Origin of the sequence: Paraburkholderia sp. RL17-373-BIF-A, from assembly GCF_046030175.1 — a bacterium.
Taxonomy (GTDB): domain Bacteria; phylum Pseudomonadota; class Gammaproteobacteria; order Burkholderiales; family Burkholderiaceae; genus Paraburkholderia.
Genome location: NZ_JARESO010000029.1, coordinates 44,312 through 70,721 on the forward strand (window position 1 = coordinate 44,312; position 26,410 = coordinate 70,721).

The 26,410-nt window shown below is 61.6% G+C and carries 24 protein-coding genes and 3 pseudogenes; 11 read left to right on the plus strand and 16 right to left on the minus strand.

Features of this window, described 5'->3' with window-relative positions:
- Window positions 1-6: 6 nt before the first annotated feature.
- Window positions 7-660, minus strand: coding sequence for a DUF1989 domain-containing protein (locus P0D80_RS29925; RefSeq protein WP_408289177.1), 654 nt, complete (start codon window positions 658-660; stop codon window positions 7-9).
- Between the two features lie 442 nt (window positions 661-1,102).
- On the opposite strand from P0D80_RS29925, the gene P0D80_RS29930 reads away from it, so the two are divergent.
- Genes P0D80_RS29930 through P0D80_RS29945 form a run of 4 tightly spaced genes read left to right on the plus strand, consistent with a single transcriptional unit; the run spans window position 1,103 to window position 4,148 of the window.
- The gene (locus P0D80_RS29930) at window positions 1,103-1,984 is read left to right on the plus strand and encodes a transporter substrate-binding domain-containing protein (protein WP_132379955.1); all 882 of its coding nucleotides are present in this window, start codon (window positions 1,103-1,105) and stop codon (window positions 1,982-1,984) included.
- A gap of 21 nt (window positions 1,985-2,005) precedes the next feature.
- Window positions 2,006-2,650: an amino acid ABC transporter permease gene (locus tag P0D80_RS29935; RefSeq protein WP_408179627.1), complete on the plus strand. Its 645-nt coding sequence runs from the start codon at window positions 2,006-2,008 to the stop codon at window positions 2,648-2,650.
- A complete protein-coding gene (locus P0D80_RS29940; RefSeq protein ID WP_132379951.1) occupies window positions 2,647-3,306 on the plus strand; it encodes an amino acid ABC transporter permease in 660 nt (219 codons plus the stop codon). Before P0D80_RS29935 ends, P0D80_RS29940 begins: the two co-directional genes overlap by 4 nt.
- A gap of 20 nt (window positions 3,307-3,326) precedes the next feature.
- Window positions 3,327-4,148 carry an amino acid ABC transporter ATP-binding protein gene (locus P0D80_RS29945; RefSeq protein ID WP_408289298.1) on the plus strand — a complete coding sequence of 274 codons (822 nt, stop codon included), beginning with the start codon at window positions 3,327-3,329 and terminating at the stop codon, window positions 4,146-4,148.
- A gap of 1,624 nt (window positions 4,149-5,772) precedes the next feature.
- Here the strand turns inward: P0D80_RS29945 and P0D80_RS29950 are convergent.
- Window positions 5,773-6,738 carry a homocysteine S-methyltransferase family protein gene (locus P0D80_RS29950; protein WP_408289182.1) on the minus strand — a complete coding sequence of 322 codons (966 nt, stop codon included), beginning with the start codon at window positions 6,736-6,738 and terminating at the stop codon, window positions 5,773-5,775.
- 233 nt (window positions 6,739-6,971) lie between these two features.
- On the opposite strand from P0D80_RS29950, the gene P0D80_RS29955 reads away from it, so the two are divergent.
- On the plus strand, window positions 6,972-8,012 hold the full coding sequence (locus P0D80_RS29955) for a GlxA family transcriptional regulator (protein ID WP_408179624.1): 1,041 nt from the start codon (window positions 6,972-6,974) through the stop codon (window positions 8,010-8,012).
- 103 nt (window positions 8,013-8,115) lie between these two features.
- On the opposite strand, the gene P0D80_RS29960 is transcribed toward P0D80_RS29955, so the two are convergent.
- From P0D80_RS29960 to leuB, 10 genes are all read right to left on the minus strand, one after another.
- The gene (locus tag P0D80_RS29960; RefSeq protein ID WP_408179623.1) at window positions 8,116-9,597 is read right to left on the minus strand and encodes an NAD-dependent succinate-semialdehyde dehydrogenase; all 1,482 of its coding nucleotides are present in this window, start codon (window positions 9,595-9,597) and stop codon (window positions 8,116-8,118) included.
- 90 nt (window positions 9,598-9,687) lie between these two features.
- Complete coding sequence (locus P0D80_RS29965) at window positions 9,688-10,740, minus strand: ABC transporter substrate-binding protein (RefSeq protein WP_408179621.1); 1,053 nt, start codon at window positions 10,738-10,740, stop codon at window positions 9,688-9,690.
- A complete protein-coding gene (locus tag P0D80_RS29970; protein ID WP_408289188.1) occupies window positions 10,737-11,819 on the minus strand; it encodes an amidohydrolase family protein in 1,083 nt (360 codons plus the stop codon). The genes P0D80_RS29965 and P0D80_RS29970 overlap by 4 nt, the downstream gene beginning before the upstream one ends.
- Before the next feature lie 14 nt (window positions 11,820-11,833).
- Window positions 11,834-12,607 (minus strand): aldolase/citrate lyase family protein, encoded by a 774-nt coding sequence (locus P0D80_RS29975; protein ID WP_408179619.1) that lies wholly within the window; start codon window positions 12,605-12,607, stop codon window positions 11,834-11,836.
- A 20-nt stretch (window positions 12,608-12,627) separates the two neighbouring features.
- Window positions 12,628-13,659: an ABC transporter substrate-binding protein gene (locus P0D80_RS29980; RefSeq protein WP_408179618.1), complete on the minus strand. Its 1,032-nt coding sequence runs from the start codon at window positions 13,657-13,659 to the stop codon at window positions 12,628-12,630.
- Between the two features lie 50 nt (window positions 13,660-13,709).
- Window positions 13,710-14,303: a 3-isopropylmalate dehydratase small subunit gene (gene leuD, locus P0D80_RS29985; protein WP_408289193.1), complete on the minus strand. Its 594-nt coding sequence runs from the start codon at window positions 14,301-14,303 to the stop codon at window positions 13,710-13,712.
- A 10-nt stretch (window positions 14,304-14,313) separates the two neighbouring features.
- Window positions 14,314-15,717 carry a 3-isopropylmalate dehydratase large subunit gene (gene leuC / locus P0D80_RS29990; protein ID WP_408179676.1) on the minus strand — a complete coding sequence of 468 codons (1,404 nt, stop codon included), beginning with the start codon at window positions 15,715-15,717 and terminating at the stop codon, window positions 14,314-14,316.
- A gap of 21 nt (window positions 15,718-15,738) precedes the next feature.
- A complete protein-coding gene (locus tag P0D80_RS29995; protein WP_132381225.1) occupies window positions 15,739-16,554 on the minus strand; it encodes an ABC transporter permease in 816 nt (271 codons plus the stop codon).
- 22 nt (window positions 16,555-16,576) lie between these two features.
- Window positions 16,577-17,482 carry an ABC transporter ATP-binding protein gene (locus tag P0D80_RS30000; RefSeq protein WP_408289196.1) on the minus strand — a complete coding sequence of 302 codons (906 nt, stop codon included), beginning with the start codon at window positions 17,480-17,482 and terminating at the stop codon, window positions 16,577-16,579.
- A 5-nt stretch (window positions 17,483-17,487) separates the two neighbouring features.
- Window positions 17,488-18,558: a 3-isopropylmalate dehydrogenase gene (gene leuB / locus P0D80_RS30005; RefSeq protein ID WP_408289199.1), complete on the minus strand. Its 1,071-nt coding sequence runs from the start codon at window positions 18,556-18,558 to the stop codon at window positions 17,488-17,490.
- 385 nt (window positions 18,559-18,943) lie between these two features.
- Between leuB and P0D80_RS30010 the strand changes: the two genes are divergently transcribed.
- The 5 genes and pseudogenes from P0D80_RS30010 to P0D80_RS30025 all read left to right on the plus strand — a co-directional run bounded on the left by P0D80_RS30010 (window position 18,944) and on the right by P0D80_RS30025 (window position 22,731).
- The gene (locus tag P0D80_RS30010; RefSeq protein WP_408289203.1) at window positions 18,944-19,834 is read left to right on the plus strand and encodes a LysR family transcriptional regulator; all 891 of its coding nucleotides are present in this window, start codon (window positions 18,944-18,946) and stop codon (window positions 19,832-19,834) included.
- An 86-nt stretch (window positions 19,835-19,920) separates the two neighbouring features.
- Window positions 19,921-20,082, plus strand: a pseudogene (locus P0D80_RS51910) (IS6 family transposase); the annotation flags it as partial.
- Between the two features lie 133 nt (window positions 20,083-20,215).
- Window positions 20,216-20,965 carry a M91 family zinc metallopeptidase gene (locus tag P0D80_RS30015; RefSeq protein ID WP_408179615.1) on the plus strand — a complete coding sequence of 250 codons (750 nt, stop codon included), beginning with the start codon at window positions 20,216-20,218 and terminating at the stop codon, window positions 20,963-20,965.
- A gap of 77 nt (window positions 20,966-21,042) precedes the next feature.
- The gene (locus P0D80_RS30020) at window positions 21,043-21,663 is read left to right on the plus strand and encodes a TetR/AcrR family transcriptional regulator (RefSeq protein ID WP_408289206.1); all 621 of its coding nucleotides are present in this window, start codon (window positions 21,043-21,045) and stop codon (window positions 21,661-21,663) included.
- A gap of 129 nt (window positions 21,664-21,792) precedes the next feature.
- Window positions 21,793-22,731, plus strand: coding sequence for an alpha/beta fold hydrolase (locus tag P0D80_RS30025; protein WP_408179613.1), 939 nt, complete (start codon window positions 21,793-21,795; stop codon window positions 22,729-22,731).
- A 125-nt stretch (window positions 22,732-22,856) separates the two neighbouring features.
- On the opposite strand, the pseudogene P0D80_RS30030 reads toward P0D80_RS30025, so the two are convergent.
- From P0D80_RS30030 to P0D80_RS30040, 3 genes and pseudogenes are all read right to left on the minus strand, one after another.
- Window positions 22,857-23,125 (minus strand): annotated as a pseudogene (locus P0D80_RS30030) (IS6 family transposase); the annotation flags it as partial.
- A gap of 24 nt (window positions 23,126-23,149) precedes the next feature.
- Window positions 23,150-23,863, minus strand: coding sequence for a TetR/AcrR family transcriptional regulator (locus tag P0D80_RS30035; RefSeq protein ID WP_408179611.1), 714 nt, complete (start codon window positions 23,861-23,863; stop codon window positions 23,150-23,152).
- Window positions 23,864-24,255: 392 nt separating this feature from the next.
- Entirely contained in the window at window positions 24,256-24,462 is a 207-nt protein-coding gene (locus P0D80_RS30040; protein WP_408289211.1) for a hypothetical protein, read from the minus strand.
- Window positions 24,463-24,768: 306 nt separating this feature from the next.
- On the opposite strand from P0D80_RS30040, the gene P0D80_RS30045 reads away from it, so the two are divergent.
- Window positions 24,769-25,929 carry an IS30 family transposase gene (locus P0D80_RS30045; RefSeq protein WP_408289214.1) on the plus strand — a complete coding sequence of 387 codons (1,161 nt, stop codon included), beginning with the start codon at window positions 24,769-24,771 and terminating at the stop codon, window positions 25,927-25,929.
- Between the two features lie 246 nt (window positions 25,930-26,175).
- Here P0D80_RS30045 and P0D80_RS30050 read toward each other — a convergent pair.
- Window positions 26,176-26,316: pseudogene (locus P0D80_RS30050) on the minus strand (TetR family transcriptional regulator); the annotation flags it as partial.
- Window positions 26,317-26,410: the final 94 nt, after the last annotated feature.

The following is a 26,410-nucleotide window of genomic DNA, read 5'->3' on the forward strand; positions in this document are numbered from 1 at the left end:
CCTGCCTTATTTTTCCTGCGGAGGGTTATCTGACGTGGCGCGCGACACCGTGACCTCGACAGGCGTGGGTCGGAAGCCCGACGAGGGATTGTTCTGTTGTGGGCAGTTCGACAACACAGCAATAACGGGCATCTCCGCGCGCAGCACCACGTAGTCGCCTGCTTTCGACGGGCTTGGCGCAATCTCGACCTCGCCCTGCTGGCCGAACGTCACACGCATGAAGAAGTTGATGTTCGAGACGATTTCCGACGGCCCCAGAGACCACTTCGCCAGTTCCTGCGCGAAGTTGCTGCGGCAACTCAGCTTGTTATGCACGCCGTAGCGGAGGAAGTCCATCTCGTGGCTGCAACATCCCGCGAGCGTGTCGTGAAAACCGCAGGTGTCGTCGAGCACCGAAAACATCTTGCGCGCGCGATCGGAATAGATCGTGGTGCCCTTGGTCACATACAACGAGCGATTGAGTTTTACCGTGTTCGGAACGTTGAGCCGGTCGAGCGGCAATTCGCCGGAGTAGCAGAGAAAGTCGACCGCCTGCTGCCCCTCCAGATCGACGATACGCAACTGATCGCCCGTCTCCAGTCGCATCGACCAGCGGCCGCCCGGTTCGATGATTTCACGATAAGCCGGTTCTTGTAACGTAAGATCGCCGCCGTCTTTCATTTGGTCCAGCCTCCATGCTTCTTGTCAAATTGGTCAACGGTGAGTTGATTCGTCAGTATGCATCGTATCAGTACAAAAACAGAAATTCTCTTCTTTCTCTTCTCTGTCCGTCACGCACGTTTTTTGTGCGCCGTCTCCTTTGTCGCGCAACGGCGCCAAGCCTTTGCATTGACTCAAATGAGTGCATTTCGTCCATTCTGTGGGGGCTTAAGTCTTTTGTTGGTGCGCAGATTGCCCTCTATCGACGCATGCATACGCTCGCCTCGACGCTCACATCGGCACGGCGCGGTGTTCGTCGAACTGGCATGTGAATTGCATCGGAGACGCGCAACTTGTCAGTGTGCATACGAATTTTCGAATGCACACGAACGAGACGGCCTTTCGGCCACCAAAGCGCACGCTTCGCGCGCCATCCGAGTCATTACAGCCAAGAGGGGTATTCATGTCGTCTCTCACCATCCAAAGTGCCGCAACGGACAAGACTTTCCGCACCGGCTTCAGGCGGCTCGCGCTGTCGTCTCTGCGTTCGCTGTTCGCTATTGCCGCCTTTGCGGGCGCTGCGCACATCGCATCGGCTGCCAGCGTCGACGAGATCAAATCGCGTGGCTATATCTCGGTCGCGACCGAAGACGATTTCAAGCCATTCGAATTCGTCGATAACGGTGCCCCCACCGGCTATGACAACGAGATGCTCGCGCTAGTGAAGAAGAAGCTTCCGGTCCAGGTGAAGCAGCAGATCATGCCGTGGTCGGGCATCCTGCCGGGCGTAACGACAGGCAAGTACGACATGGCTGTCACTGCGGTTCTAGTCACGCCGGAGCGCAAAGGCACCTTTGATTTCACCGCGCCGCTGGCGGAATCGACGACGTTTTTTGCGACCAAGAAGGGATCGCCCATTAAGTCCGCCGACGACCTGATCGGCAAGGTGATCGGCGTGCAGACCGGCAGCGCAATGCTGGCCGACGTGAAAGCATTTGACGAGCAACTGAAGAAAACCCACGGCGGCAACGGCCTCAAGCAGATTGTCGAATATCAGTCGTATCCGGAGACCTATCAGGATCTCGCGCTCGGACGGCTCGACGCCGTCGCCAATACGCAGATCAATCTCAACTCACTAATCAGGACGCGGCCGGACACATTCGTAATCGGTCAAAAGATCGGCAGCCCAGTGTATATCGCATGGGCGGTCAAGAAGGGCGACACGGCTGCGCTGCAGATGGTCAACAGCGTGCTCCTCGACCTGCGCAAAAGTGGTGAGATGTACCAGGTTCAGAAGAAGTGGTTCGGCGCCAGCTTTGAATCGATGCCGCAGTCCATCAACTGACCTCGCAGGCGAGCCCGCTTAATGACCGCTTACGATTACTGGAGCATCACGCAAGGTGCACTCGCGACCATTTCGCTGTCGCTCATCAGCATCGTGCTCGGCGTTCCGCTCGGGCTCGCACTGGCGCTGATTCGCTGGGCGAAAGTGCCGGTGCTCGACCGCTTCGTGTACTCCTACGTCAGCGTCATCCGGTCGTGTCCGACCGTGACGTTGACCTTGCTGGTGTTCTTCGCGTTGCCCCAGCTCGGACTATCGCTCGATCCGCTGCCCGCCGCGATTGTCGCGTTGACTATCAGCACGTCGGCCTTCAACTGCGAGATATGGCGCAGCGCGCTCGTCGAATTTCCGCGAGATCAATACGATGCAGCGCTGTCGTTCGCGATGCCGCGTTTCACCCGCATACGGCGCATCGTGATGCCACAGGTTTGCCGCGCGAGTCTGCCCGGTCTCGTGAACGAAATGACGCTGCAGATCAAGTCGACGCCCGCGGTGGCAGTGATCGGCATTGTCGAGATTACGCGCGCTGCGTTGCGTGTCGGCTCGAACACGTATGAGCCGCTGCCTCCGTTCATCTTCGCGCTCGCGCTCTACGGCCTGATCGTGTTCGCGCTCATCAAGCTGCAACGCGCGGTCGAGAAACGTCTTCGCTCCGGAGGCATGATTTGATCAACAACTTCCTGATCATCTGGCAGCAGCGCGACATCGTGCTGGCTGGCCTGCTCAACACGGTGATCCTTCTAGTCATATCCGGCGTGGCGTCGCTCGTACTGGGCGCGCTACTTACGCCGTTGCTCATGTCGGAGAACAAGGCGGTCAGCCGCGCGGCCGCCGCCTACGTCGATGCCATGCGTTGCGCGCCATTTCTGCTGTTTGTCTACCTGATCTACTTCGGCTTGCCGACGCTCGGCATCAGAATGTCGAACTGGTCGGCTGGCGCAGTCGCGCTGATTCTCTACAACACGGCTTACATGGGCGAGTTGCTTCGCGGCGCCTGGCTCGAACTTCCGGCATCGTTGATCGAGTCGGGCAAGGCGTTCGGATTTCGCGGTCTCACCCTGTTACGACGGATCATTCTGCCGCCGGTCATGCTGCGCGCGATGCCCCTGGTCGGCAACCAGTTGATCCAGATCGTCAAGGACAGTGCGTTTCTGACCGTCATCGCCGTCGGCGAACTGACCCATGAAATGACGGGCATTCAGGCCACCTACTTCATTCCGTTCGCTGCGTTCGTCGCGGCGGTCCTCCTTTACTGGTGTCTCTGCCTTGCAATCGAAGCCGGCACCGGGATGCTGAACAAATTCGCCGAGGAGCGTCGAGCGTGACCCCGACCTTGCCTTTGACAATGCCTGCAACAGAAACGGAAAATTTGCCCCCCGTCGATACATCGCCGAACGTCCTTAGGCTCGTCGGCATCTCCAAGTCGTTTGGCGATAACCACGTTCTGCGAGACGTGTCTTTGCAGGTCGCGCAGGGCGAGACCGTTTGCCTGCTAGGACCGTCCGGATGCGGCAAGTCGACGCTGCTGCGCTGTATCAACTGGCTCGAAGTGCCCGACGCAGGCAGCGTGCATGTATCCGGCCAACGGATGGGCGTGCGCGACAATACCCGTATCAGGATGAGCGATGCGGATCTGGCGAAAATGCGTGCCAAAATCGGCATGGTCTTTCAGCATTTTGCTTTGTGGCCGCACCTGAGCGTCATCGAAAACGTGATGGAGGCACCGCTGCACGTGCTCAAACGCGACCGCGCGACCGTGCGCGAGGAAGCGATCGAACTGCTTACCCGCGTCGGCCTTGCCGACAAGCACGACCAGTTTCCCTCACGCCTTTCCGGGGGGCAGAAGCAACGGGTCGGCATTGCCCGCGCTCTTGCGATGAAACCGGACGTACTGCTGTTCGACGAACCGACCAGCGCGCTCGATCCGATGCTGGTTGGGGAAGTGCTGAGCGTGATGAGGTCGCTTGCCAACGAAGGGGCGACGATGGTGATCGTCACGCACGAAATGGAATTCGCGCGACAGGTAGCCGATCGTATCGTGTTCATGGACGGCGGCCAGGTTGTCGAAACGGCGACGCCAGCCAAATTTTTCGGCTCACCGGAATCGCTGCGCGCAAGGCAGTTTCTCGCTCGATTTCATGGGCATGGCGGCAACACTTCGGTTTGAGGTCGAGACGGACTTTTAATCCCGAGCTTGCGCGCGACGGGAAATGGCGTGCGCCGGTTATACCAGGTAGGAAGAGTTGGGGCACGATGAGCCACGGTCACGATCGAACCAAGGCATGGGCACCGCGACATGCAGCGGATTCGAGGGATCGGCTACAGAGCGGCTAAGACGCGGCGGTCCCGCATGTGCGGTAGTGCCCCGCTCGATCAATCTCATGCCGGACATTACTTTAGGCTTACCTGGACTCGCTTTGAAGGCGCCTTTTGAGCGGTAAAACCGCGACTAAAGGTTCCGGCAGAATCGACTGTTAGTTGCATTTTTGTCATGTCCAAACAATCATCCAACCCGGACTGTTCCCGATTGCGAATGCCATCGATAAGCTCGTAGGGCCAATTGTTAGCGACGTGCGACAGACCTGTCGCTCCGATAGCCCACGAGACTCGTGTCGCAATCTCCGACTGGCGCTCGTGGGCGCCCTCCTCTCACACTGCACACTCGTCAACGACGACGAGCTTGTGCGCGGCCTTGATGAGGCGAGCGGATTTCCCCTGAACCAGGAGCTCCAGCGGCGTGTCGTGCGTACTGCGAGCGTCAATCACGCACGCCAGCGGATTGAGTCATCAGAATTGCTACTCGCGCTGACCAGTTGCCTCAGGTAGTTGGCTACCTGTCGGATTGTCCTGCGGGCACCGCATGAGGAAAGGGGGCGAATCAGCATGACCACACGCACGGAGTTGGTCGCAGCATTGCAACTGCGGTATGGCAGCGCGACGATTGGTGACACGATCTGGAGCCTCGTTCGTGGCTTTGAGCCGCTCACCGTAAACATGCCATCCGGCCGTTGCGGCAAGCGCCCGGCGCGACGAAGGAAGCGCGCGAACGCAACCGCTGTACGACAAGGTGGTTTCGCCATCACGGCACGTATTCGCGCCGGACATGGCTCTATGAGGAAGTTCGAGACGTCCCGACCCCATGCAGCGATGACAGCCTGAGCACGTGAAGCGTTACGCGTCTCCTCATCGGGTGGTGCCGATGAAGCAAACTGACGGTGTTTGAGAATAGTTCGCCTTCAATGTCATGGCAGGGGCTTCACGGTATGCTGATTCGGTCGCCCGGTCCACGACATCCGTACCGATCGGCTGCAATGTGCCTATGGCTTCGGACTCAACGTCCAGATTTGCACGCGCCCTGCTCCAATGTACGTGTAGCCTCCCGTGGCATCACGCCCGAAGGCGCGGAAGTAGCTGTCCAGAACCCGCCTCCGGTCGTTTCCAGACAGATCACGACTCTCAACTAACTGCGCCTTCGATCCAGTCCATGGCAGGTCCTGACGAGCGTAATAGCCGGTCGCGACAAAACGCTATGGCCGCTTTCGCCGGCACAACGGCCCGTCCTCATATCGACGACTGACATTGAAGACTCAAACTCCGTAAAAATGTCAGTCGCCGAGCAATCGCCTGTTAAATAACCCGAGTGTCGGTGATGTCGCTATGCTCATCCAACGAATATGCGCTGGCTCCGGATTGACATCTCGCTAGCTCGGCCGTAACCCGGTAACGGCTACACCACGGCGCTTAATATCCGACGCAGACCTTGTGCCTTATACCGCTGCGCAATGACACCATCACGCGCTCGCATACTGTCCTCTCACGCCCTTCATTGCGCTACAAATCGCGCTGACATGGCGGTGATCCGTGCCACAGCATCCGCCCACCACGTTCATGCGCGGCAACAACGCGTTCAGCGCCCGATACTGTGCGCCGAGCTCCTCCGGGTTGCCGTCGTCGAGGTCGGCGGATTCGTCGAGTTCGGCGTGACTGCGCCGTGACGCGTTCGCCCGGATGCCGTGAATGCGATCGAGCCACGCGCCTCCATCGCCCAGCACGCTTTCGAAATGCGATGGGTGCGCGCAATTGATCATGTAATACGCGGCATAGGCGCCGGTTTCCGCGTCGGCGCGCTCGATAACATCGCGCAGCGCATCGCCCGACGGCAAGCGTCCGTCCATTTCGAGCGTGAACGAAATCGCCACGGGCATGCGGGCTTGCCTAGCGGCATCGATCACGCCGATGCCTTCTTCCGGATAGGTGATCGTGAAGGCCGCGACCATGTCCGCCTCGGTCGCCGCCAGCGTGTCGATCTGCGGCTGGTGATAGGCTCGCGCCTCGTCGCGGGTCATGCGTGTATCGATCCGGTAAGCATCGCCGCGCGGGCCTAGACAACCGCTGATGACAATCGGCGTGTCCGGCGTTTCGAACTCGGCGCGCACGTGCACGAGCAGTTCGATCGCCTTGCGGTTTGCCTGCGCGAGCGCGGCCTCGGAATAGCCCAGCTTGCGGCCCCAATCCGCATTCGCGCGCCAGGTCGGCGCTTCGAGCACGAGACCGATACCCTCCCTGCTCGCAAGACTCGCATAGCGCCGGAAATAAGCGTCGAGGCGCGCGGTGCCCGCGGCGTCCTTCAGCAGATCGAACGCGGCGAAGCAAGGCAACTCCATGCCATCGTGAAAGATCAGTGTCGTCTCGATGCCGCCGTCGGTCATGAAAAGCGCGTCATCGAGTTGCGGAAGGTGAGTGCGGTACTGGCTCATGGTCATGCTCCGTCAATGAAGTCCACGTCAGGGAAGTCGTCGGCAAGGCATCGGCGGGGCATCCGCCGAGTGAAAGAAGGAGATAAAACATGAGCGTCCGGGCCCCCGCTCCTGCGGGGAGTGCTGGCGCCAGCGCCTTCCTTACACTTTAATAACATTGCGACGGAGCCACGATACGGCGAGCGTGCGCCCGACGCCAAAGCCATTTCGGCAACTTACCGGACAAAACGGCCATGAACGACCGCTCACCCGTGCGCATCTGCATCCTCGCGCTGCCCGAGACGTCGGCATCCGTCGTATACGGCATGTACGACATGTTCATGTCGGCGGGGCGCGACTGGGGTCTCATCGTCGAGGGCACGCCGGGGCGCGCGCCCATCGCGCCCTGCGTCGTGTCGCGCCACGGAGCCTCGTTCGTCGCCGCCAATAACGTGCGCATCACGGCGGACGCGCCGCTCGATGCCTGCGCGGATGCCGATGTCATCTGCGTGCCCGAGCTGCTGGTCCCGCCCGGCGAGCCGCTCGCGGGCCGCTTCGACCACGAAATCGCCTGCCTCAAAGGCTGTTACGCGCAGGGCAAGATTCTCGCAACGGCCTGCTCGGGCGCGATCCTGCTCGCAGAAGCCGGCCTGCTCGACGGCCTCGACGCGACGACGCACTGGGCGTACTGCGATTTCATGGCACGGCGCTATCCGTCGATCAAGGTACGCGCGCATCGGGCGCTAGTCGCATCGGGCGATGGCGAGCGGCTCATCATGGCCGGCGGCGGCACGTCGTGGCTGGATCTGGCGTTGTATCTGATCGCGCGGCTGGCGGGCATCGAAACCGCAATGCAGACGGCGCGCATCAATCTCGTCGACTGGCACGATGTCGGCCAGCAGCCTTTCGCGCGGCTCGCGCGCACGCGGCAGGCGGAAGATGCCGTCATCGCGCGCTGTCAGTCGTGGATCTCCGATCACTACGCCCAGCCCTCGCCCGTCAGCAAGATGATGCAAATGAGCGGCTTGCCCGAGCGCTCGTTCAAGCGCCGCTTTCAGCAGGCGACCGGCATGTCGCCGCTCGCTTACGTGCATACGCTGCGGCTGGAAGAAGCCAAGCAGATGCTCGAAACCGACACTCAGCCGATTGAAGCCATTGCCAATGAAGTCGGCTACGAAGACGCGGGATTCTTCAGCCGCCTGTTCAGACGCAAGGTGAGCCTCACTCCGGCGCAATATCGCCGACGTTTCGGCGCCCTGCGTGACGCAATCACCTACGTCAAGGAGAATCGATGACGATCGCGACGAGCCGGCGGTGGTCTTGCGATTCTCCGTTTATGGCTTCTCATCGGCGTTGACCTGACGCACCTCGCGGCCGCCTCGCGTCCTGCCGACGTGCTTACGCCAGTCCGCCCTGGCAGACATATTTCAGCGTGGTGTAGTCGTCGAGACCGTAGCGCGAGCCCTCGCGCCCGTAGCCCGATTCCTTGACCCCGCCGAATGGCGCCGCTTCGCTCGAAATGGCGCCCTCATTCACGCCGACAATGCCCGCCTCCAGCAATCGCGAAACGCGATCGATACGCCGTACGTCCTGGCTATAAAAATACGCGGCGAGGCCGAATGGCGTCTCGTTGGCAGCCTTGAGCGCGTCGGCTTCGGTGTCGAAGCGGAACAACGGCACGACCGGCCCGAACGTTTCCTCGCGAAACAGCAGCATGTCCGCGGTCGCATCGGCGAGCACGGTCGGCGCGAAATAGTTGGGCCCCACGTCGGTCAGGCGCTTGCCGCCGGTCAACGCGCGCGCGCCCTGAGCAAGCGCATCCTCGACATGGCGCACGATCTTGTCGATCGCGCGGGCGTTGATCATCGGGCCGATCTGCGCGGCCTCGTCCGTGGCTGGCGCGACCTTGAGGGCGGCCACGCGCGTGCTCAACACGTCGGCGAAACGATCATAGATGGCCGACTGCACGTAGACCCGATTCGGACACACGCAGGTCTGTCCGCCGTTACGGAATTTCGATGCCATCAGGCCCGCCACCGCGGCCTCGATATCCGCATCGTCGAACACGATGAAGGGCGCATTGCCGCCCAGTTCCATGGAAAGCTTCTTGAGCGTGCCCGCCGATTCGCGAGCGAGGTATTTGCCCACCGCCGTCGAGCCGGTGAACGATATCTTGCGCACCCGTTCGTCGGCGAGCCAGTCGCCCACCGCCGGGGCTGCATGCTCGCGCGATGCGGTGACGATGTTGATCACGCCGGCCGGCACGCCCGCCTCCTGCGCCAGCTTCAGCAGCGCCAGCGCGGTGAGCGGCGTATCCTCCGCCGGCTTCGCGACGACGGTGCAGCCCGCCGCCAGCGCCGGCGCAATCTTGCGGGCGATCATTGCGAGCGGAAAATTCCACGGCGTGATGGCGGCGACCACCCCTACCGGCTCCTTCAGCGCAGTCATCCGTTTGCCGCGCTGCTGCTGCGGAATGATGTCGCCGTAAATGCGCGACGCTTCCTCGGCGAACCACGCGACGTAAGACGCGCCATACGCCACCTCGCCGCGCCCTTCGGCCAGCGGCTTGCCCTGCTCGAGCGAAATCAGCCGCGCCAGGTCCTCACCGTTCGCAACGATCGCGTCGTACCACTTGCGCAGGATCGCGGCGCGCTCCTTGGGCAGCTTTTCGCGCCAGCCGGGAAATGCGCGACTCGCGGCATCGGTGGCCGCGCGGGCATCCACGGGTTGGCTGTCGGGCACATTGGCGATCACCTCGCCCGTTGCCGGGTTGTGAACCGCGAATGTTTCGCCGGACAGCGCGCTTTGCCATTCGCCGTCGATGAAATTGAGCGGGCTGAGCAGCGCCGGACGATCGAGGCTTGACTGTAGATCCTTCATGGCGGATTCCTGGAGTGGATGAGGGAGATGCATTGCTGCGACCGGCAACTGAAGCGCGCCAGATGTTTCGCTGCGCGGCGGCAGGCATGATCAGTGACGCACGGCGTCGACGAAACGGTTCGTGTAGGTGGACGGTATGTCGATCCGCCCTTTCGCATCGGCTAGTTCCTTGTCGAACTTCGACAGGATATTGAACACCGCTACCGGGCCGGCTGGATCGAAATGGCCGTCGGCGGAGAAGATCGGTTGCGAGTTTTTGTAGGCCGCGACGAAGGTCTGGCGATTGCCGAGTTGATAGGCAGTGGGCAGCGCGTCAGTCACTTCGTCGGGTGTCGCCGTTTGCAGAAATTTCTCGGCGCGCACGATCGCGTTGACGACAGCCTGCACGGTATGCGGATTCTTTGCGATGAAATCCGCCGTGGTCAGGATCGCGGCTTCCGGATATTGCGCGCTGCCGAGCGCGGCCTGCACGCCACTGGCGGTGCGCATGTCGGCGACGACGTTGAGGTCGTGGCTGTCGGTCAGCATCGTAATGACCGGATCGACGCTGATCAGCCCATCGATCTGGCCTTGCCGAACCGCGGCCGCGGCGCCGGCCTCGGCACCCACGCCGATTACCGAAAAACTCTTCAGATCGACGCCGGCCTTCGATGCCAGATAATCGAGCACCAGATTATTGCTGGAGCCGGGCGAGGTCACGCCGAGCTTCATGCCGCTCAGGTCCTTCATCGACTTGAACTTCGCCGCGCTTTTGCTCGAGATGCCGAACACGTAGCCCGGATAGCGCGCCATCAGTGCAACCGCGACGACCTTCTGGTTTTTCGCGGCCATGGTCAAGGTGTTCGAATACGCGCTGGAGCCGAAATCGGCCGTGCCGCCGAGCATCGACTGCAGCACTTTCGGGCCGCCCGGAAACATGCTGCGCTCGACGTCGAGCCCCTCGTCCTTGAAGTAGCCTTTGCTGATCGCGATGTCGACCGGCAGATAACCCATCACCGCGCCCACCGTGGCGATGTCGATATGCGTCTTCTCCAGGGGCGGCGCGGCTTCGCCGGCGGCCGATGCCAATAGCGCGGTCAGCAGCAGCGTCATCCGCGCGGCCGACACTGCGGCCGCCGGAATGGCAAAGCGGCCCCGGCTCATGATGCGCTCTCCTGCCCGGCCAGATCGAGCTTATAGGTCGCGGCCGCCGTCTCGCTGAAGAGTGCGCGTTTTTCGTCCTCGGACGCACTGCTGGCGATTCGCTTGAACGCATTCCACAGCACGTGGTAGCTGAACATCCCTTTGTCGACGGGGAAATTGCTCTCGAACATACAGCGTGTCACGCCGAACAGTTCGATACAGGTTTCCACGTAGGGCCGCAACGTATCCGCGAGCAGCGCGGAGGTGGGCGGCAGGTCATCCTGATCCAGGTGAAAGCCCAGCACCGGCATGCCGCCGCCACCAAGCTTCACGCGGGTATTCGGCAGCGCGGCGAGCCGCCGCATCGACTCACGCCACTCGCTCAGCATGGCATTGCGCGCCTGCGGGCTCGACGCGTGGCGCCCCACGCCCACCGGTCCGCCGAAATGATCGATGACCACGATCACATCGGGAATCGCGCGCGCCAGCGCGTAGCATTCGTCCAGTTGCGTGTGATAGATCCACATGTCCAGCGCGAGCCCGTAATCGCCCAGCCGCGCGGCGCCCTGCTGAAACTTCGGATCGAGCATCATGTGGGCGGTCGTCCGCGCGGTGGTCGAGGTCACTGCGGGATCGTCGTGCCAGACTAGCGAATTGCGGATCCCCCGCAGCCGTCCGCCGGAGACCGCAAGCATCGCTTCGAGCACCGGCACCACGCTATCGCCGAGCGCGAGGCTGGCCGCGCCCACGATTCCCGCACACAGTTGCGTGCTGCCGTAGGTGCCCGACGCTCCCATCGCCGCCACGCCGTTCGCGAACTCGACTTCGCCGAGCGTGGCGAAGGCCGGGTCGCCCTGCGCACGCAGCATCGAGCGGCTCTGGACAAAAACCGTCGCGGCGATCCGGTGGCCACTCGTCACATCGTCGAGCAGATCGTGCGCCAGGTAGCGCGCGCCTGGCCGGTCCCACAAATGATGATGCGGGTCCACGATCAACCGCTCCGGCTCGATGATCGTTTCGTTGCGCAGCGCGAGCCACGCAGGGCGAACCGGCGCGTGCGGATCCGTGGGTAAGCGGGAAGAAGGTTTGCTGGCATTCATGACGGGGACCCCGCTCATTGCAATGGCTTCTTGAAGCGGTTTATCAGCGCGCGGGTTCCATCGGCCAGAATCGCCGCGTCGGCGCCCACCGCGACGAACATCGTGTCCAGATCGATGAACCGCTGCGTGTCGTCGGCGTTGAAAGAGACGATGCCCGCCGGCTTGCCGGCCGCGGCGATTCTGCGCAACGCGTCTTCGACCGCGGCGCGTACCTCGGGGTGGGCGGGATTGCCGGGATGGCCCATCGACGCCGCCAGATCGGATGGTCCGACGAAAATGCCATCGACACCCTCCACTGCGGCAATCGCTTCGATCTGCCCGAGCGCGGCGGCTGTTTCGATCTGCACCAGCAGGCACATCTCGTCTTTGGCCTTCGCGATGTAGTCGCTGCGCGCGCCGAATCGGGAAGCGCGCGCCATGCGTGCGCCGACGCCGCGAATGCCATGCGGCGGATAGCGCGTCATTGAAACCAGTTCGCGCGCCTGCTCCGCCGTGTCGACCATCGGCACGAGCAACGAGCGTGCGCCCGCATCGAGCAACTGCTTGATGATCCACGCCTCGCCAACCGGCGGACGCACCACCGGCTCGACCGGAAACGCCGCGAGCGTCTGCAACTGCGCGAGGATCGTGCGCAGGTCGTTCGGTGCGTGCTCGCCGTCGATCAGGAACCAGTCGAAGCCGGCGGTCGCGCAGATTTCAGCGGCCACGCTGTCGGCCATGCTGAGCCATAAGCCGATCTGGCGCTGGCGTGCCGCAATGGCGGTCTTGAATGCGTTCGGATGCTGCATGTCGAATGGTCTCCAATGAGTTACGGTTTCTTGACGGTGGCGGCTTCCACAAAACTGTTCGTATAGGTCGACGGCAAATCGATCCGGCTACGCGCCCCCGCGATCAGCGGGTCCGATCCGGCCAGCACGTCGAGTACCGCCGCGGCGCCCTTCGGGTCGTAGCGGCCGTCCGTGGAATAGACGGAGCGGGTATGCTCGATGGCCTTCAGATACATGGCGCGGTCGCCCACCTGATACGACTTGGGCAACGCATCGGCAATCTGCGCGGGGGTCGCGGTCTGCAGGAATCTCTCCGCACGCAGCATGGCGTTGACCACCGCCTGAACGGTATGCGGATTCTTCTTGATGAAATCGGTGGTGGATATCACCGAGCCTTCCGGATAGGTGCTGCTGCCGATCGAGGCCATCACGCCCTCGCCGGTGCGCAGATCGGCGACCACCTTCAGTTCATTGCTCTCGGTCAACATCGTGATGGTCGGATCGATACCCACCAGCGCGTCGAGCTGTCCTTGCTTCACCGCCGCCGCCGCGCTGGCTTGCGCGCCGACGCCGATCACCGCATACGATTTGCGGTCGACGCCGTTACGGGCCGCAATGGCATCGAGAATCATGTTCGTGCTCGAACCCGGCGAGGTCACGCCGATCTTCATGTTGGCGAGACTTTTCAGCGACGTATATTTCGCCTGCCCCTGCCTGGTGATGCCCAGCACGAACGCGGGATATTTGATCATCAGCACGAACGCCTGCAGGTGCTGGCCGTGCGCGGCCATGGTGAGCGTGTTCGAATAGGCGCTCACCACCATGTCAGCACTGCCGCCGAGAAGCGCCTGCAAAGTTTGCGGACCGCCCGCATACATGCTGCGTTCGACGTCGAGTCCTTCGTCCTTGAAATAGCCCTTGGCGAGTGCGATTTCGAAGGGATAGTAGGAAATCACGGAACTGGTGGTCGCGATGTCCAGATGGGTTTTCTCCAGCCCGCCCTGCGCGTGGCTGAGCGTGGCCATGCCGAGCGTCAATAGCGCGCAGCACAGCGTACGGAAAGTGTTTTTCATGTCGGTGTCTCCTTGTATTTGATATCGGCCTGTCTACCGCTCCGCATATGTCAGGGCGGTGCGCTTGTGCGTGCCTCGAACGCGGCGATCCGGTCGGCGAACTGCAAGGTGTAGTCCACGCCATCGATCCCCAGCAGCAGGCATTTGCGATTGAACGGATCGACTTCGAACCGGTAGTCGGCATCCCGCGTGCCGACGAGCTGACGCTCCAGATCGATCGACAGCGTCGTACCCGGCGCGTCTTCCAGCATCGCGAGCAGGCCGGCGACCAGCTCCGGCGGCAGCACCACGCACAGAACACCGTTTCTGACGCAGTTGTTGAAGAAGATATCGCCAAAGCTCGCGGCAATCACCGCGCGAATGCCGTAGTCCGCAATCGCCCAGACCGCCATTTCGCGCGACGACCCGCAACCGAAGTTCGGTCCGGCAACCATGATTTGCGCGTCGCGATAAGCGGCCTGGTTCAGCGCAAAATCGGCCCGCTCGTTGTCGTGGTCGTCAAAACGCAAGTCGTGGAAAAGATACTGGCCAAAGCCCTCCGCGCGTTGCTTGCGTAAAAAGCGCGCGGGAATGATCTGATCCGTGTTCACGTTCGAACTGGCAATAGGCAGCGCGACGGCTTCGACGCGCAAGAACGGTTGCATGCACGGCTCCCTAAAGAAATTGACGCACGTCGGTCAGATGCCCGGCGATCGCAGCCGCCGCGGCCATGGCCGGGCTCATCAGATGGGTACGCGATTCCGGCCCCTGGCGGCCGACGAAATTGCGGTTCGAGGTCGAGGCGCAGCGTGCCCCCGGCGGCACGGTGTCGCCATTGGTCGCGAGACACATCGAGCAGCCCGGCTCGCGCCACTGGAATCCGGCCGCCACGAAGATGCGATCGAGGCCTTCGGCTTGCGCTGCGAGCTTTACCTGCGCCGAGCCCGGCACGACCAGCGCCGTGACGTGGGCGGCGATGGTTTTGCCCTTCACGATCGCCGCCGCCGAGCGCAGGTCCTCGATGCGGCCATTGGTGCACGAACCGATGAACGCATAGTCGATCTTCACGCCGTCGAGCGGCCCGCCGGCGCGGAGGCCCATATAGTCGAGCGTGCGCTCGATCACCGCGCGACGTTCCGGCTCGCCGGCGCTTGCCGGGTCCGGCACCGCGCCGCTGATCGGTAACGCATCCTCCACGCTGTTGCCCCAGGTGACCATGGGCGCGATGCGGGTGGCGTCGAGCGAAACCTCGGTATCGAAGGCGGCGTCCGGATCGCTGAAAAGCATGCGCCATTGCGCCAGCCGATTGTTCCAGTCTTCCCCCGCTGGTGCGAACGGCCGGCCTTTTATGTAGGCGAAGGTGGTCTCGTCGGGTGCGATGATGCCCGCCCTCGCCCCTGCTTCGATCGACAGATTGCACAACGTCAACCGCCCTTCCATCGACATCGCCGCAATCGTGCTGCCGGTGTACTCGATCACATGGCCCGTCGCGCCCGAGGCGCCGATCTTTGCGATCAGCGCGAGCGCCACGTCTTTCGCACTGACGCCGCGTCCGAGTTCGCCGTCGATCGTCACACGCAGGGTGAGCGGCATGCGTTGCCATACGCTTTGCGTCGCCAGCACGAGCGCGACGTCCGACGCGCCGACACCGAACGCCAGGGCGCCGAGCGCACCGTGCGTCGAGGTATGGCTGTCGCCGCACACAATGGTCATGCCCGGCAGACTCAAACCTTGCTCGGGCCCGACGACATGCGTAATGCCATGCCGCGGATCGTCCATGCCGAATAGCGTGATGCCTTCGCGCTGCGCGTTGCGGGTCAGCGAGGCGACCATATCACGCCGTTCGGGGCCGTCGACGTCGTCGAGCGTGCGTCCCGTGGTCGGCGCGTAATGATCGGGCGTCGCAAACGTACGGTCGGGACGGCGCACGGTGAGGTTCTTCGCGGCGAGCACCTGAAACGGGTTGCGCGAGCCTTCGTGAATCAGATTCCTGTCGATATAAAGGAGACTCTGGCCGGTATCGTCGCGCACGACTTCATGGCTGCTCCAGATCTTTTCGAACAAGGTCTTGCCTTGCATGATGGACACAATCCGTCTCCGTTAGTTGTCGGCGCGCGCTTTGGCCGATGCGCCCGAGGCCGGTTGCCAGATCAGCAGGCGCCGCTCGATACGCGTCACCAGTGTGTCGATCAGCAACGCGAAGACGGTCAGCACCACGATGCCGGCGATCACCGCATTGATGTTGAAGGACCCTTCGGCCTCCAGAATCAGATAGCCGATGCCGCGCGCCGAACCGAGGTATTCCCCCACCACCGCGCCGACGAACGCCATGCCGACCGCATTGTGCAGGCTCGAGAAAACCCAGCTGGCCGCCGACGGCAGATACAGATAGCGCAGCATCTGGCTGCGGCTCGCGCCCAACATCCGCACATTCGAATGCACCACCGGACTGACTTCACGTACGCCCTGAAATACGTTGAAGAACACGATAAAGAACACCAGCGTCGTACCCAGCGCGACCTTCGACCAGATGCCGAGGCCGAACCACAGCGCAAAAATCGGTGCGAAGATCACCCGTGGCATCGCGTTGGCGGCTTTGATGAACGGATCGAGCAGCCGCGCCAGAAAATCGTTCAACGACAGCAGCAAACCCACCACCACCGCCGCGCCGGTCCCGACCAGAAACGACAGCACGGTCTCCACCAGCGTCACCCACAGATGCGGCAGGATTTCGCCGCTCTGGAACCATCGCCAGACCTGCACGAACACCGGCCCCGGATCGCCGAAGAAGAACACCGGCATCACGCCGAGGCTCACCAGCAGTTGCCACAGGCCGAGCGTTGCAGCGAGCAGCAACAGACGCCACAGCAGCATCAGATCGCGCGGCGCACGCGTGTTTGTCGGGCGCTTCGTCATGCGCACGGCGCCTTCGATCGGTTCAGCGTTTGCTCTGTTCATAGCCTTTCAGCACCTCATCACGAAGAACGTCCCAGATCTGGGTATGCAGCGCCACGAAACGCTCGGAATTACGGATTTCGGACACCTCGCGTGGGCGCGGCAAATCGATCGGAAACTCTGCGATCGGCCGCGTGCCCGGCCCCGCCGACAAGACGACGACGCGGTCCGACAGCGCGATGGCTTCATCCAGATCATGGGTGATGAACAGCACCGACTTGCGGTCCGCCTGCCATAGCGCGAGCAGTTCGGATTCCATCAACTGGCGCGTCTGGATGTCGAGCGCGCTGAACGGTTCGTCCATCAGGATGAGCGGCGGATCGAGAATCAGCGCCTGCGCGAGTGCGACGCGTTTGCGCATGCCACCCGACATCTGATACGGAAACTTGTGGCCGTGCCCCGCGAGGCCGACGCGCGCCAGCCACAGTTCGGCGCGCTGCCCGGCTTCGGCGCGGCTGACGTTGGCGAACTGCAGGCCCGCGGAGATGTTGTCGATCGCGCGCCGCCACGGCATCAGCGCTTCGCCTTGAAACAGATAGGTCGCGTGACGGTTGATGTCCGTCACCTCGCGGCCGAAACTGAGCACCCTTCCCGACGATGGAAAAAGCAGACCCGCCGCCATGTTGAGCAAGGTCGACTTGCCGCAGCCGGTCGGACCGACCACAGACACGAACTCGCCAGGCGCGACGCTCAAGCTCGCGTTGTCGACTGCCGTATAGCATTGCTTGCCGGACGCATGCGAAAACGTGCACGTGACGTTTTCGAACGCGAGCGCGGCACCGGCCTGCGCGGCCGCCGGTGTCGGCAACGCATCTGCGCGTCGCGTGCCGGATGCGCCTGACGGTTGAACACCCGGCAGCGCGGATTGGATCAACGCGGAACGAATCATGGCCGTCAACCCGCGAGTGCCGCGACCACCGCATCGCCCATGGCGCGCGTCCCGACCTGGGTGCAACCCGTTTCCATGATGTCGCCGGTACGCGTGCCCGCCGCGACGACCCGGCGCACCGCCTCCTCGACGAGCACCGCTTCCGTCTCGCGTTTGAGCGTGTAACGCAGCAGCATTGCCGCGGAAAGAATCGTGGCGAGCGGATTGGCGATGTCGCGCCCGGCAATGTCGGGCGCCGAGCCGTGGATGGGCTCGTACAGCCCCTTGCCGCCGGGCGCCATCGAAGCCGACGGCATCATGCCGAGCGAACCCGCGAGCATCGCCGCTTCGTCGGAGAGAATGTCACCGAACATGTTGCCCGTGACAATCACGTCGAAGCGCGTCGGTGTGCGCAATAGCGCCATCGCGGCAGCGTCGATATAAAGATGCGTGAGTTCCACATCCGGATATTCGCGGCCCACTTCCGTCATGACGTCGCGCCATAGCTGCATGGTCTCGAGCACATTGGCTTTGTCGACCGAACACACCCGCCTGTTGCGCTGCTGCGCTGCTTTGAATGCGACGTGGGCAATCGCCCGCACTTCAGATTCGCGGTAACGCATGGTATTGATCGATTCGCGCTCGCCATTCGCGCTTTCCACCGGACCGCGCGGTTCGCCGAAGTAGATATCGCTCGACAGTTCGCGCACGATAAGCATGTCGAGTCCGTCGATCACTTCGGGCTTGAGCGTCGACACGGACGCGAGTTCCCGGATCGGCCGGACCGGCCGTAAATTCGCGTTCAGACCGAGTGTCCTGCGCAGTTGCAGCAACCCTGAGCGAACCTTATTCTTGCGCAGCCACTGTTCATACTCGGGGCCGCCTACCGAACCGAACAGGATGGCGTCGCAGCGTTGCGCCATCGCCAGCGTTTCGTCGGGCAGCGGCTTGCCGGTCGCCTCCACACCGCTCATGCCGATGGCCCCATACTCGAGTTCGAGTTCGAAGCGCCCGTTCGAGACCGCTTTCAGAACCTTGACGGCCTCGGGAACGATCTCCCGGCCCACTCCATCGCCCGGCAATACGGCAACCTTCATTGCGTGTCTCCATGATTAGTTGGGTACAGCGGCGCAATGCATCGAGCACGCCGCTGTTCTGGCCTCGATATTAGGAACAGCGGCACGGGCTCGCTATTTCCGTTTGACGAAGGGGGCTTGTCGATCGGCGACGCTCACAGCCGGCGTCAGCGAGCCGGCGGGCGTCGCGTGGACCGGCGAAAGGACGCCAACGCCTTACGTCATCGGAGCGCGACGTAAAATGACACAGGCTGTACGCGCGAGCCGCGCAGCGGATGCGCGGCGACCATGGCGCTCCTTCAACGCGATATTCCTGGGGAAAGCACTAACGCCGGCAGTGCTTTGATGTGTCGAAACAAACCGGACGCGATCACCTCGGCGGTCAACGTTCGGGCAGGGAACCTGTATGAGAATCGACCTTTACACGCTGCAACTGTTTGTCGCCGTCATGGAGACCAAGAGTCTCACGCAGGCCGCCGCGCGCGAGCACATAGCGGTGTCGGCCATCAGCAAGCGCATGTCGGACCTGGAAGCGATGCTCAATCAGCGTTTGTTCGAGCGGCGTCCCACCCGGCTCGAACCCACGCGGGCCGCCCATGTCCTGCTCCGTCACGCCAACACGATTCGCCGCAACATCCAGCAGCTTGAAGTGGAGATGACGGATCTGTCGGAAGAAGTACGCGGTACCGTCCGGATTGCCGCGAGCATCGCGGTGGTCACGCAATATCTGCCGCAGCAATTGCGTACATTCTCCGGATTGCATCCCGGCGTCAGTGTCGAACTCACTGACAGTCTGAGTCCGCACGCGATCAAGCTCGTTGCCGACGGGCAGGCGGACATCGGCATATTCGGCGATCCGTTCGCGGCAAACGGCTTGAGCACGCTGCCTTATAACGAAGAGAGGCTAGTTGCGGTGCTGCCCGTGGGACATGAACTGCTAGCGCGGCCGAGCCTGAGCTTCGCCGAGATGCTGCCGTTCGAGTTTGTTTGCCTGCGCAGCGAAAGCTCGTTGAGCACACTGCTTTTCGCAGCGGCGGCCCGGCTTGATCGGCAGATCAGCCGGCGCGTCCAGGTAAGCGGCAACGAAGCGGTCTGCTGCATGGTGGAGATGGGCATGGGCATTTCGGTGTTGCCTGCGCCGTGGCTCGAGCGCCACCCGAGTTTCGCCGGTATCGAAACCCGGACGCTCGATGAGCCTTGGGCGCAACGTCACCTTCACCTATGTTTCAATGGCGACCGGCATACGTTGAATGTTCCGACGCAACTGCTGGTCGAACATCTTCGTAAGGCAGACTAACCGGCGCTTGCTGCAGCACATCTTGCTCGAAGCACGCGAATCATGTGCAGGCCAGTGCCAGATTGATGGACCGGCGTCGTGAAGCGGTGAGCAAGACGAGATCGCTTTGTCACGGCCACCGCTTTGCTGCCGTCGTTATCAGCTTTCCGCTTCGCTGATATTTCCGGTTGAGCCTGAGCCTGCGCGACGTTGAGGCGTTATTGCTCAAGCGTGGTGTCGTGGTCACGTACGACACGGTCCGCCGCTGGGCGAGCTTGTCGCCCAGACGGCCAGCAAACTCTCCAACTGCGCCCTTCGCCAAACCGGGCATGATCATCAAGGGAATAAATCTGCGGCACTGGCTGTTTTACCAAGACTCTCATAGTCTAACGAGCTAACTACATGCCATCCATTAGGATCCCGCGGTTTCTTCACAATCCGTCGCAAGCGAACGCGCAGCCAGGTTTCCAGTGGACGTCGACCCAATACCATGGCGTTATGGTCGGACGTCGGCCGCTGCATCCCGCATCGTTTGTCGGTGCGACGCTCGAAGCCCTCGGCAAGATCGCTAGCGGTGCGGCCGGCCGCAGGCTGATGGATGAAATTGAACTGGCCGCGGCCCTGATCCACACTACTCTGCCGTACAAAGTCGCGATCATCCCGTCCGGCGACGGTCAGCGCGTCTCCATAGCTCCTGGTTCATTCGGAGCGCGGGTGTACGCTGGCACGAACGGCGCAAGTGCGTCGAACCTCGTGCGCGCGCAGGGCGCCCAACAGGTTGGAAGGACAAGCGCACCCGTTCCATTGACAGGCAACGTGTCCAACTTCAATGCGGCCGCGTGGGCAACCGCCCAGATGCGGTTTCTCGATGGCGATATCGGTTCGCCATCCATGATTCGTTGGAATCCGGGCAAGTACGACTCGCCGGACGGACATCGCCCTCCCTTCATTGGACTAGCCCATGAACTGATTCACGCACTGCGCAGCCTGAAGGGCGCGACCGCCGTCTATGCTGAAGCCGACGAGCGCGCGGTGACCGGCCTTCACCCGTATCCGGCAGGCCCGATCACGGAGAACGCGATCCGCGCCGACCACGGCATCGCGCCACGAACCCGGTATTCAGGCCTCCAACCGGGCGCACTGACGACGTGAACACGGTTAAAGTCGAACTGCCTGTGCCAGGTTTTCATGGCTTGATTAGGAAGCGATCTCTTCCTATTATACAACCCATGGACAAATCAGTCACACCTTCTCCGGGACCTCGCAGCCCCGGACGCCCACGGGAGTTCGATCTCGATCACGCGCTGGACAAGGCCATCGGCACGTTCAGCGAGAACGGCTATTACGCCACCTCGCTCGGCAAGCTCACGGCTGCGATGGAGATCGCCGAGGGCAGCCTCTACAAGGCCTTCCGGGACAAGCGCGGCGTCTTCCTGGCCGCATTCGAGCGCTACGTCATGCTGCGCAGCGAGCGGCTGGCGCAGGAGCTGGCAAACACACGAACCGCACGCGACAAGGTCAGGGCCATGCTCGCCGTCTATGCCGAAGGCAGCCACGGCAAGACCGGCCGGCGCGGCTGCCTCGTCGTGGGCAGCGCTGTCGATCTCGCAAGCACCGATCCCGAAATGGCGAAGCGCGTCGCCGCCGTGCTCGCGAGCCAGGAAAGGCGTCTCGTCGAGTTCATTCGAGAGGGACAAGAAGATGGCTCCGTTTCCTCGCTGGTCGATGCTGCCGTCACCGCCCGCCTGCTGCTGTGCGTGGTGCAGGGAATGCGCGTCCTGGGCAAGACCGGCCGCTCCCGTGAGGAGATGGCAAGTCTCGTCGATAGCGCGTTGAAGCTGCTCGACTGAGCATTTGCCTAATTTGGAAGAGGTCTCTTTCTATATGAAACCGGCCACGCCAACCGACCTCCGCGAAACCAGTCCCACCAGGCGGTTGGACGCGACCGCTGATCACCCAGACTCGACCAGGAGTACACCATGTCGCATGACGTCGTTCAAACCTCCGCCGCGGACACGTTGCCGCCCTTCGACCCTGCGACGTTCTGGACGCAGTTCCACCACGATACCGTCGTTATCAAGGGCGTGCGGCTGCATTTCGTCGAAGGCGGCCGCGGCGCGCCGATCCTGCTGCTGCCCGGCTGGCCGCAGAGCTGGTACGCATGGCGTTATGTGATGCCGCTGCTTGCCAAGGCCGGCCGACGCGTGATCGCGCTCGACCCGCGCGGCATGGGAGACTCCGATCGGCCCGCCTCTGGCTACGAGATGCGTACCGTGGCCGCCGAGCTTCATGGTTTCGTCGAGGCGCTGAAACTGACCGCCGACGGGCCTGTCGACATCGTCGGTCACGATCTTGGCACCTGGATCGGCTATGCCTATGCGGCCGAATGGCCGGGCGACGTGAAGCGGCTCGCCGTGTTCGACGCGGCGCTGCCCGGCATCACCCCGCCGCCTCCGGCCGGCATTCCCTCGGCGGAGGCGAATGTCAAGACCTGGCACCTGGCCTTCAACCGGCTCGATGATCTGCCGGAGATCCTGCTGCAGGGACGCGAGCGGGAGTTACTGACTTGGCTGTTCAGGGCCAAATCCACTCGTCCCTGGACGATCACGCCGGCGGATCTCGGTGAATATGTGCGCGTCAACGCCGCCCCTGGCGCGACGCGGGCGGCGCTTTCCTACCAACGACACAATCTCGGGCCCGAAGGAATCGCGCACACTCGGGCCCGCGCCGAGCGCATGCTCGCCATGCCGGTACTCGCTGTCGGCGCGGAGAGCGGAGTCGGAGCAATGTTGCTCGACACGATGCGCTTAGTCGCGGTGGATGTGCGGGGTGCTGTGTTTGCTGGCTGTGGGCACTATATGCCCGAAGAAGCCCCTCGCGCAGTCGCCGAGCAAATCATCAGGTTCATGGGTAAATGAATGCGGCCGCAAGCCCACTCGCGACGGCGCTGTCAAGTTGACGAGCGTAGGCTACATGTCTGAATCAAGAGTAGTTATCCTTATCAGATAACTAGGTTGGCTGCCGTTGAGACAGGCCGGTCCTGTCATTTGGCGAAGCGCTCTTTTAGTATGGCGCGATGACATGCCGCGTTCATCTGAAGTCTGGGCAGCGCGAAGTGCTGCCGGATCGGGCCGAAGCATGCGAGAAACGCCTGCGTGCGACGCGTCGCGAAAGCCGTACATGCGGCGCTCGCGCCTGCGGATTGGCTGGTGGCTATTCTCGGCGGTTGTTCACGCGAGCAGCCGCTTTGACAAAGGCGTGCTTTACCTGAGCGAGTTCAGGAATATCAGCCTCCAGCGACGCTGCGGTGTAGCAACTATCTCGAAGCGGAAAATCTCAGGAGCGGTGAGCCTCGGCCGTGAACCGACCGATCGCGTGCGGAGCCGCGTTGATGAAGGCGTCAATTGTTACATCGAGAACGGTTTGGCTTAGCTCGTGGTCCGTTGACGTGCCAAAGGCGCAACGCCGAATTCCATGATAGAAAATCCCACCGTGAAAGGACCATACGTAGTCAAGTTCGTCTTCCGTAATGGGAATGTCGACCCCAGACGCCATCCTGTACTCCGCGCGTAATTCCTCGCACAGCGGCATCAGAATGCGCTGCTCAAGGATACGGAAGTACCTGCGATTTATTTCCACGCCCGAAAGACCCGCGAAGACATAAAGTCTCATCCAATCTCGATTGAAGACCACCTTCAGGTATGAGTTATAAAATCGGACAAGCCGTTCCCGAAGCGGAAGTGACCGGTCACGGATCAGCTTGGGCCATTGACTGTCCCAACGTTGGGTGAACACGGCGTTGAACACCGCATCAATCAGATCATCTTTCGATTGGAAGTAACGAAACATGAGTGGCTGAGTGACTCCAATCTGTTTCGCCAGGTCATGGGTCGAACCAGCAAAGCCATGCTCGGAAAAGAAATTGATGCTCTCCCGGATTATCTGCGCCCGCCTCTCGTCTGGCGATTGCCGGCGCCGCTTTTCTGGCACCGCAGCGACAACAGCGCTGGTGCGGGTCGATTTCGCTCTGCCGTTCACGTTACCTTGCATCCTCTCGAAAGTCCGTTGCCATTTTGGGCTGTCCCGTGACTTGGATCTTGGGCATTGGCCGCCTGCTACGTTGTCAACTGGCTACCGACGTCCGCGATAGGCGTGGGTGCGTCTTTCACGGCTACTGGCAGTAATCCGGATTGCGCTGCCAGTTCATGGCGAACAAGCCGCTGCATTGAAACCAAGTAGCTCACACGCGGTGCACCGTCGACGCCGCGCCCTTAGCTATTATATCGACAATGTGCACAGTAGGCCCGGTATTGGGCGATAGCAGACCTTCTTCACGGGCTCCCACTATGCGTCGACGTTCATTATCACCGTGTGCCACACACCGCACGGTATATTGTTCAAAAAGGCCCACGGTCGTTACTCGCCGATGACCATTGCCAGTCTCAGTCGTCGACAAAATAGACTGCCTCCGCTTGGCCGCGCAGCCGGATCGCCTCGTCAAACCACCGACGCCATCCTGCAGAGATTCTTCGCCATACACCAAGCATTGCGACCCAGTTAAAGTTCATTTCCGCCTCCTGCTCTGTTTGCTCCTCGGAGGGTGACTTTTCCCAGACCCGCGCGATGCTCTGGAAAATCGTCACGTCCATTGCGTTTCAGGCGGCCGTGTTCGACGATCCACCTGCATTGCCGCCTGCATGTTGATGTCCCTTGTGGCCGCTGGTCGACGGTACTCCGCAGTCCTTTTCTTCAAGAAAGGAAGCCACCGCTTGAGACGCTGTCTCCCGCTGGGTGCATTCGTCGAAACGTGGAACGACCAGATGTGGTCAAGCTCGTCATTGGTAATCGGACGTGCGTCAGCTCCGATCATGCCGAATTCCGCCCGCACCTCCACGGCGGATTCAACCGGTCGATGCAACACACTAGAGGCTGCCTGAGCAGCGGGAGTGTTGCAAATGAAACAGCGACGCCGGATTTACTATAGTGAGACGCAGAAGGCGCTGATGTGGGAACGCTGGCGCAAGGGCGAATCCCTGCAGAAGATCGCCCAACTGTTTGATCGGAACCACTCGTCGGTGCAGGGAATTCTGGCGCAGACAGGTGGAATCCAGCCACCACAAAGGTACCGATCGAGATGGGCGCTGACATTTGAGGAGCGCGAAGAGATATCGCGAGGGCTCGTGGCCGATGATTCTATTCAGGCAATTGCAAGGCGACTTTCACGAGCGCCATCTACCATCTGCCGCGAGATCAAACGTAACAGCGGACCAAACGGCTATCGGGCAAGCCACGCCGATCAACTCGCATGGGATCGCGCGCAGCGCCCCAAAGTCTGTAAACTGGTTCGGCACCGGAAACTGGCGCATATCGTCGCCGGTAAGCTTCAGTTGCAGTGGTCACCCCAGCAGATTGCCGGATGGCTCGGGCGGGCGTATCCAGACGACGAGGACTACCACGTGTCTCACGAGACCATCTATCGCAGTCTCTTCATACAGGCCCGTGGTGCCCTGAAGAAGGAGTTACTGGAGCACCTGCGGCGTACCCGTGCCATGCGTCGTTCCCGCCACCACACGCAGAAAACGGATGATCATGGCAGGATAAAGGACACAGTGTCGATCAGCGAACGCCCCGCGAGCGTTGAGGACCGTGCAGTGCCGGGCCACTGGGAGGGTGATCTGCTGTGCGGTAGCGGCAGCAGCCAGATTGCGACACTCGTCGAGCGCCAGACGCGTTACGTTATGCTAGTCAGGATAGCCAGCAAGGACAGCGAGACGGTCGCCAATGCACTCATCAAACACGCTTCAAAACTGCCGCAGGAACTCTATAAGTCGCTGACATGGGATCGGGGAACGGAGATGGCCGGGCACAAACACTTTACTGTGGCTACCGACATACAGGTCTACTTCTGCGATCCCCAGCATCCATGGCAGCGCGGATCAAATGAAAACACGAACGGATTGCTAAGACAGTACTTTCCTAAAGGCACCGACCTGTCCGTATATTCGCAGGCCAAGCTCAACGCTGTGGCAAGACGACTCAACGAACGTCCGAGAAAGACGTTGGGCTACGAGACGCCCGCCGAACGTTTCCAGCAAACTATTGCATCGACCGGTTGAATCCGCCCACGCAAAGCGGTCGCAAAACCGCTGTTCTATGATCCGGAAATAACGCCTGTTGATGCGAGTGTCCGAAAGACCAGCAAATACGTACAGGCGCATCCATTGCCTGTTGAAAACCACTGGCAGATAGACGTCGTAAAGGCCAACAAGCGCTCGCGCAACAGACGGGAACGGTCGCAGACCAGGCTCGACCATTTCACCGCACCATAGACCTGAAAAGACTTTGTCAAAGACCGCGTCGAACAGATCTTCCCAGGACTCGAAATACCGGAGCAGCAACGGCTGTGGCACGCCAATCTGCCTCGCCAACTCCCGGGCCGAGCCAGCGAATCCATGCTCGAGAAAAAACTGCGCAGCCTCGGGAAAATCGGCGAGGAACAACACCGGCCGAAAACAGCGCTTATCGTTGTTTATTACATGATAAGTTATATGTCAAAATGCATGAAGTCAAGCGTCCCCGGCTAGGGGTTTCCCCATC

Coding starts and splice junctions, on each gene's coding strand:
- P0D80_RS30020 (WP_408289206.1), top strand. CDS start 21,043: ATGGACAAATCAGTCACACCTTCTCCGGGACCTCGCAGCCCCGGACGC.
- P0D80_RS29975 (WP_408179619.1), bottom strand. CDS start 12,607: ATGCAGCATCCGAACGCATTCAAGACCGCCATTGCGGCACGCCAGCGC.
- P0D80_RS29955 (WP_408179624.1), top strand. CDS start 6,972: ATGAACGACCGCTCACCCGTGCGCATCTGCATCCTCGCGCTGCCCGAG.
- P0D80_RS30015 (WP_408179615.1), top strand. CDS start 20,216: ATGCCATCCATTAGGATCCCGCGGTTTCTTCACAATCCGTCGCAAGCG.
- P0D80_RS29945 (WP_408289298.1), top strand. CDS start 3,327: ATGCCTGCAACAGAAACGGAAAATTTGCCCCCCGTCGATACATCGCCG.
- P0D80_RS29965 (WP_408179621.1), bottom strand. CDS start 10,740: ATGAGCCGGGGCCGCTTTGCCATTCCGGCGGCCGCAGTGTCGGCCGCG.
- leuB (WP_408289199.1), bottom strand. CDS start 18,558: ATGAAGGTTGCCGTATTGCCGGGCGATGGAGTGGGCCGGGAGATCGTT.
- P0D80_RS29995 (WP_132381225.1), bottom strand. CDS start 16,554: ATGACGAAGCGCCCGACAAACACGCGTGCGCCGCGCGATCTGATGCTG.
- P0D80_RS29980 (WP_408179618.1), bottom strand. CDS start 13,659: ATGAAAAACACTTTCCGTACGCTGTGCTGCGCGCTATTGACGCTCGGC.
- leuC (WP_408179676.1), bottom strand. CDS start 15,717: ATGCAAGGCAAGACCTTGTTCGAAAAGATCTGGAGCAGCCATGAAGTC.
- P0D80_RS30010 (WP_408289203.1), top strand. CDS start 18,944: ATGAGAATCGACCTTTACACGCTGCAACTGTTTGTCGCCGTCATGGAG.
- P0D80_RS29960 (WP_408179623.1), bottom strand. CDS start 9,597: ATGAAGGATCTACAGTCAAGCCTCGATCGTCCGGCGCTGCTCAGCCCG.
- P0D80_RS30000 (WP_408289196.1), bottom strand. CDS start 17,482: ATGATTCGTTCCGCGTTGATCCAATCCGCGCTGCCGGGTGTTCAACCG.
- P0D80_RS29925 (WP_408289177.1), bottom strand. CDS start 660: ATGAAAGACGGCGGCGATCTTACGTTACAAGAACCGGCTTATCGTGAA.
- leuD (WP_408289193.1), bottom strand. CDS start 14,303: ATGCAACCGTTCTTGCGCGTCGAAGCCGTCGCGCTGCCTATTGCCAGT.
- P0D80_RS29930 (WP_132379955.1), top strand. CDS start 1,103: ATGTCGTCTCTCACCATCCAAAGTGCCGCAACGGACAAGACTTTCCGC.
- P0D80_RS30040 (WP_408289211.1), bottom strand. CDS start 24,462: ATGGACGTGACGATTTTCCAGAGCATCGCGCGGGTCTGGGAAAAGTCA.
- P0D80_RS29950 (WP_408289182.1), bottom strand. CDS start 6,738: ATGAGCCAGTACCGCACTCACCTTCCGCAACTCGATGACGCGCTTTTC.
- P0D80_RS30045 (WP_408289214.1), top strand. CDS start 24,769: ATGAAACAGCGACGCCGGATTTACTATAGTGAGACGCAGAAGGCGCTG.
- P0D80_RS29935 (WP_408179627.1), top strand. CDS start 2,006: ATGACCGCTTACGATTACTGGAGCATCACGCAAGGTGCACTCGCGACC.
- P0D80_RS29970 (WP_408289188.1), bottom strand. CDS start 11,819: ATGAATGCCAGCAAACCTTCTTCCCGCTTACCCACGGATCCGCACGCG.
- P0D80_RS30025 (WP_408179613.1), top strand. CDS start 21,793: ATGTCGCATGACGTCGTTCAAACCTCCGCCGCGGACACGTTGCCGCCC.
- P0D80_RS30035 (WP_408179611.1), bottom strand. CDS start 23,863: ATGCAAGGTAACGTGAACGGCAGAGCGAAATCGACCCGCACCAGCGCT.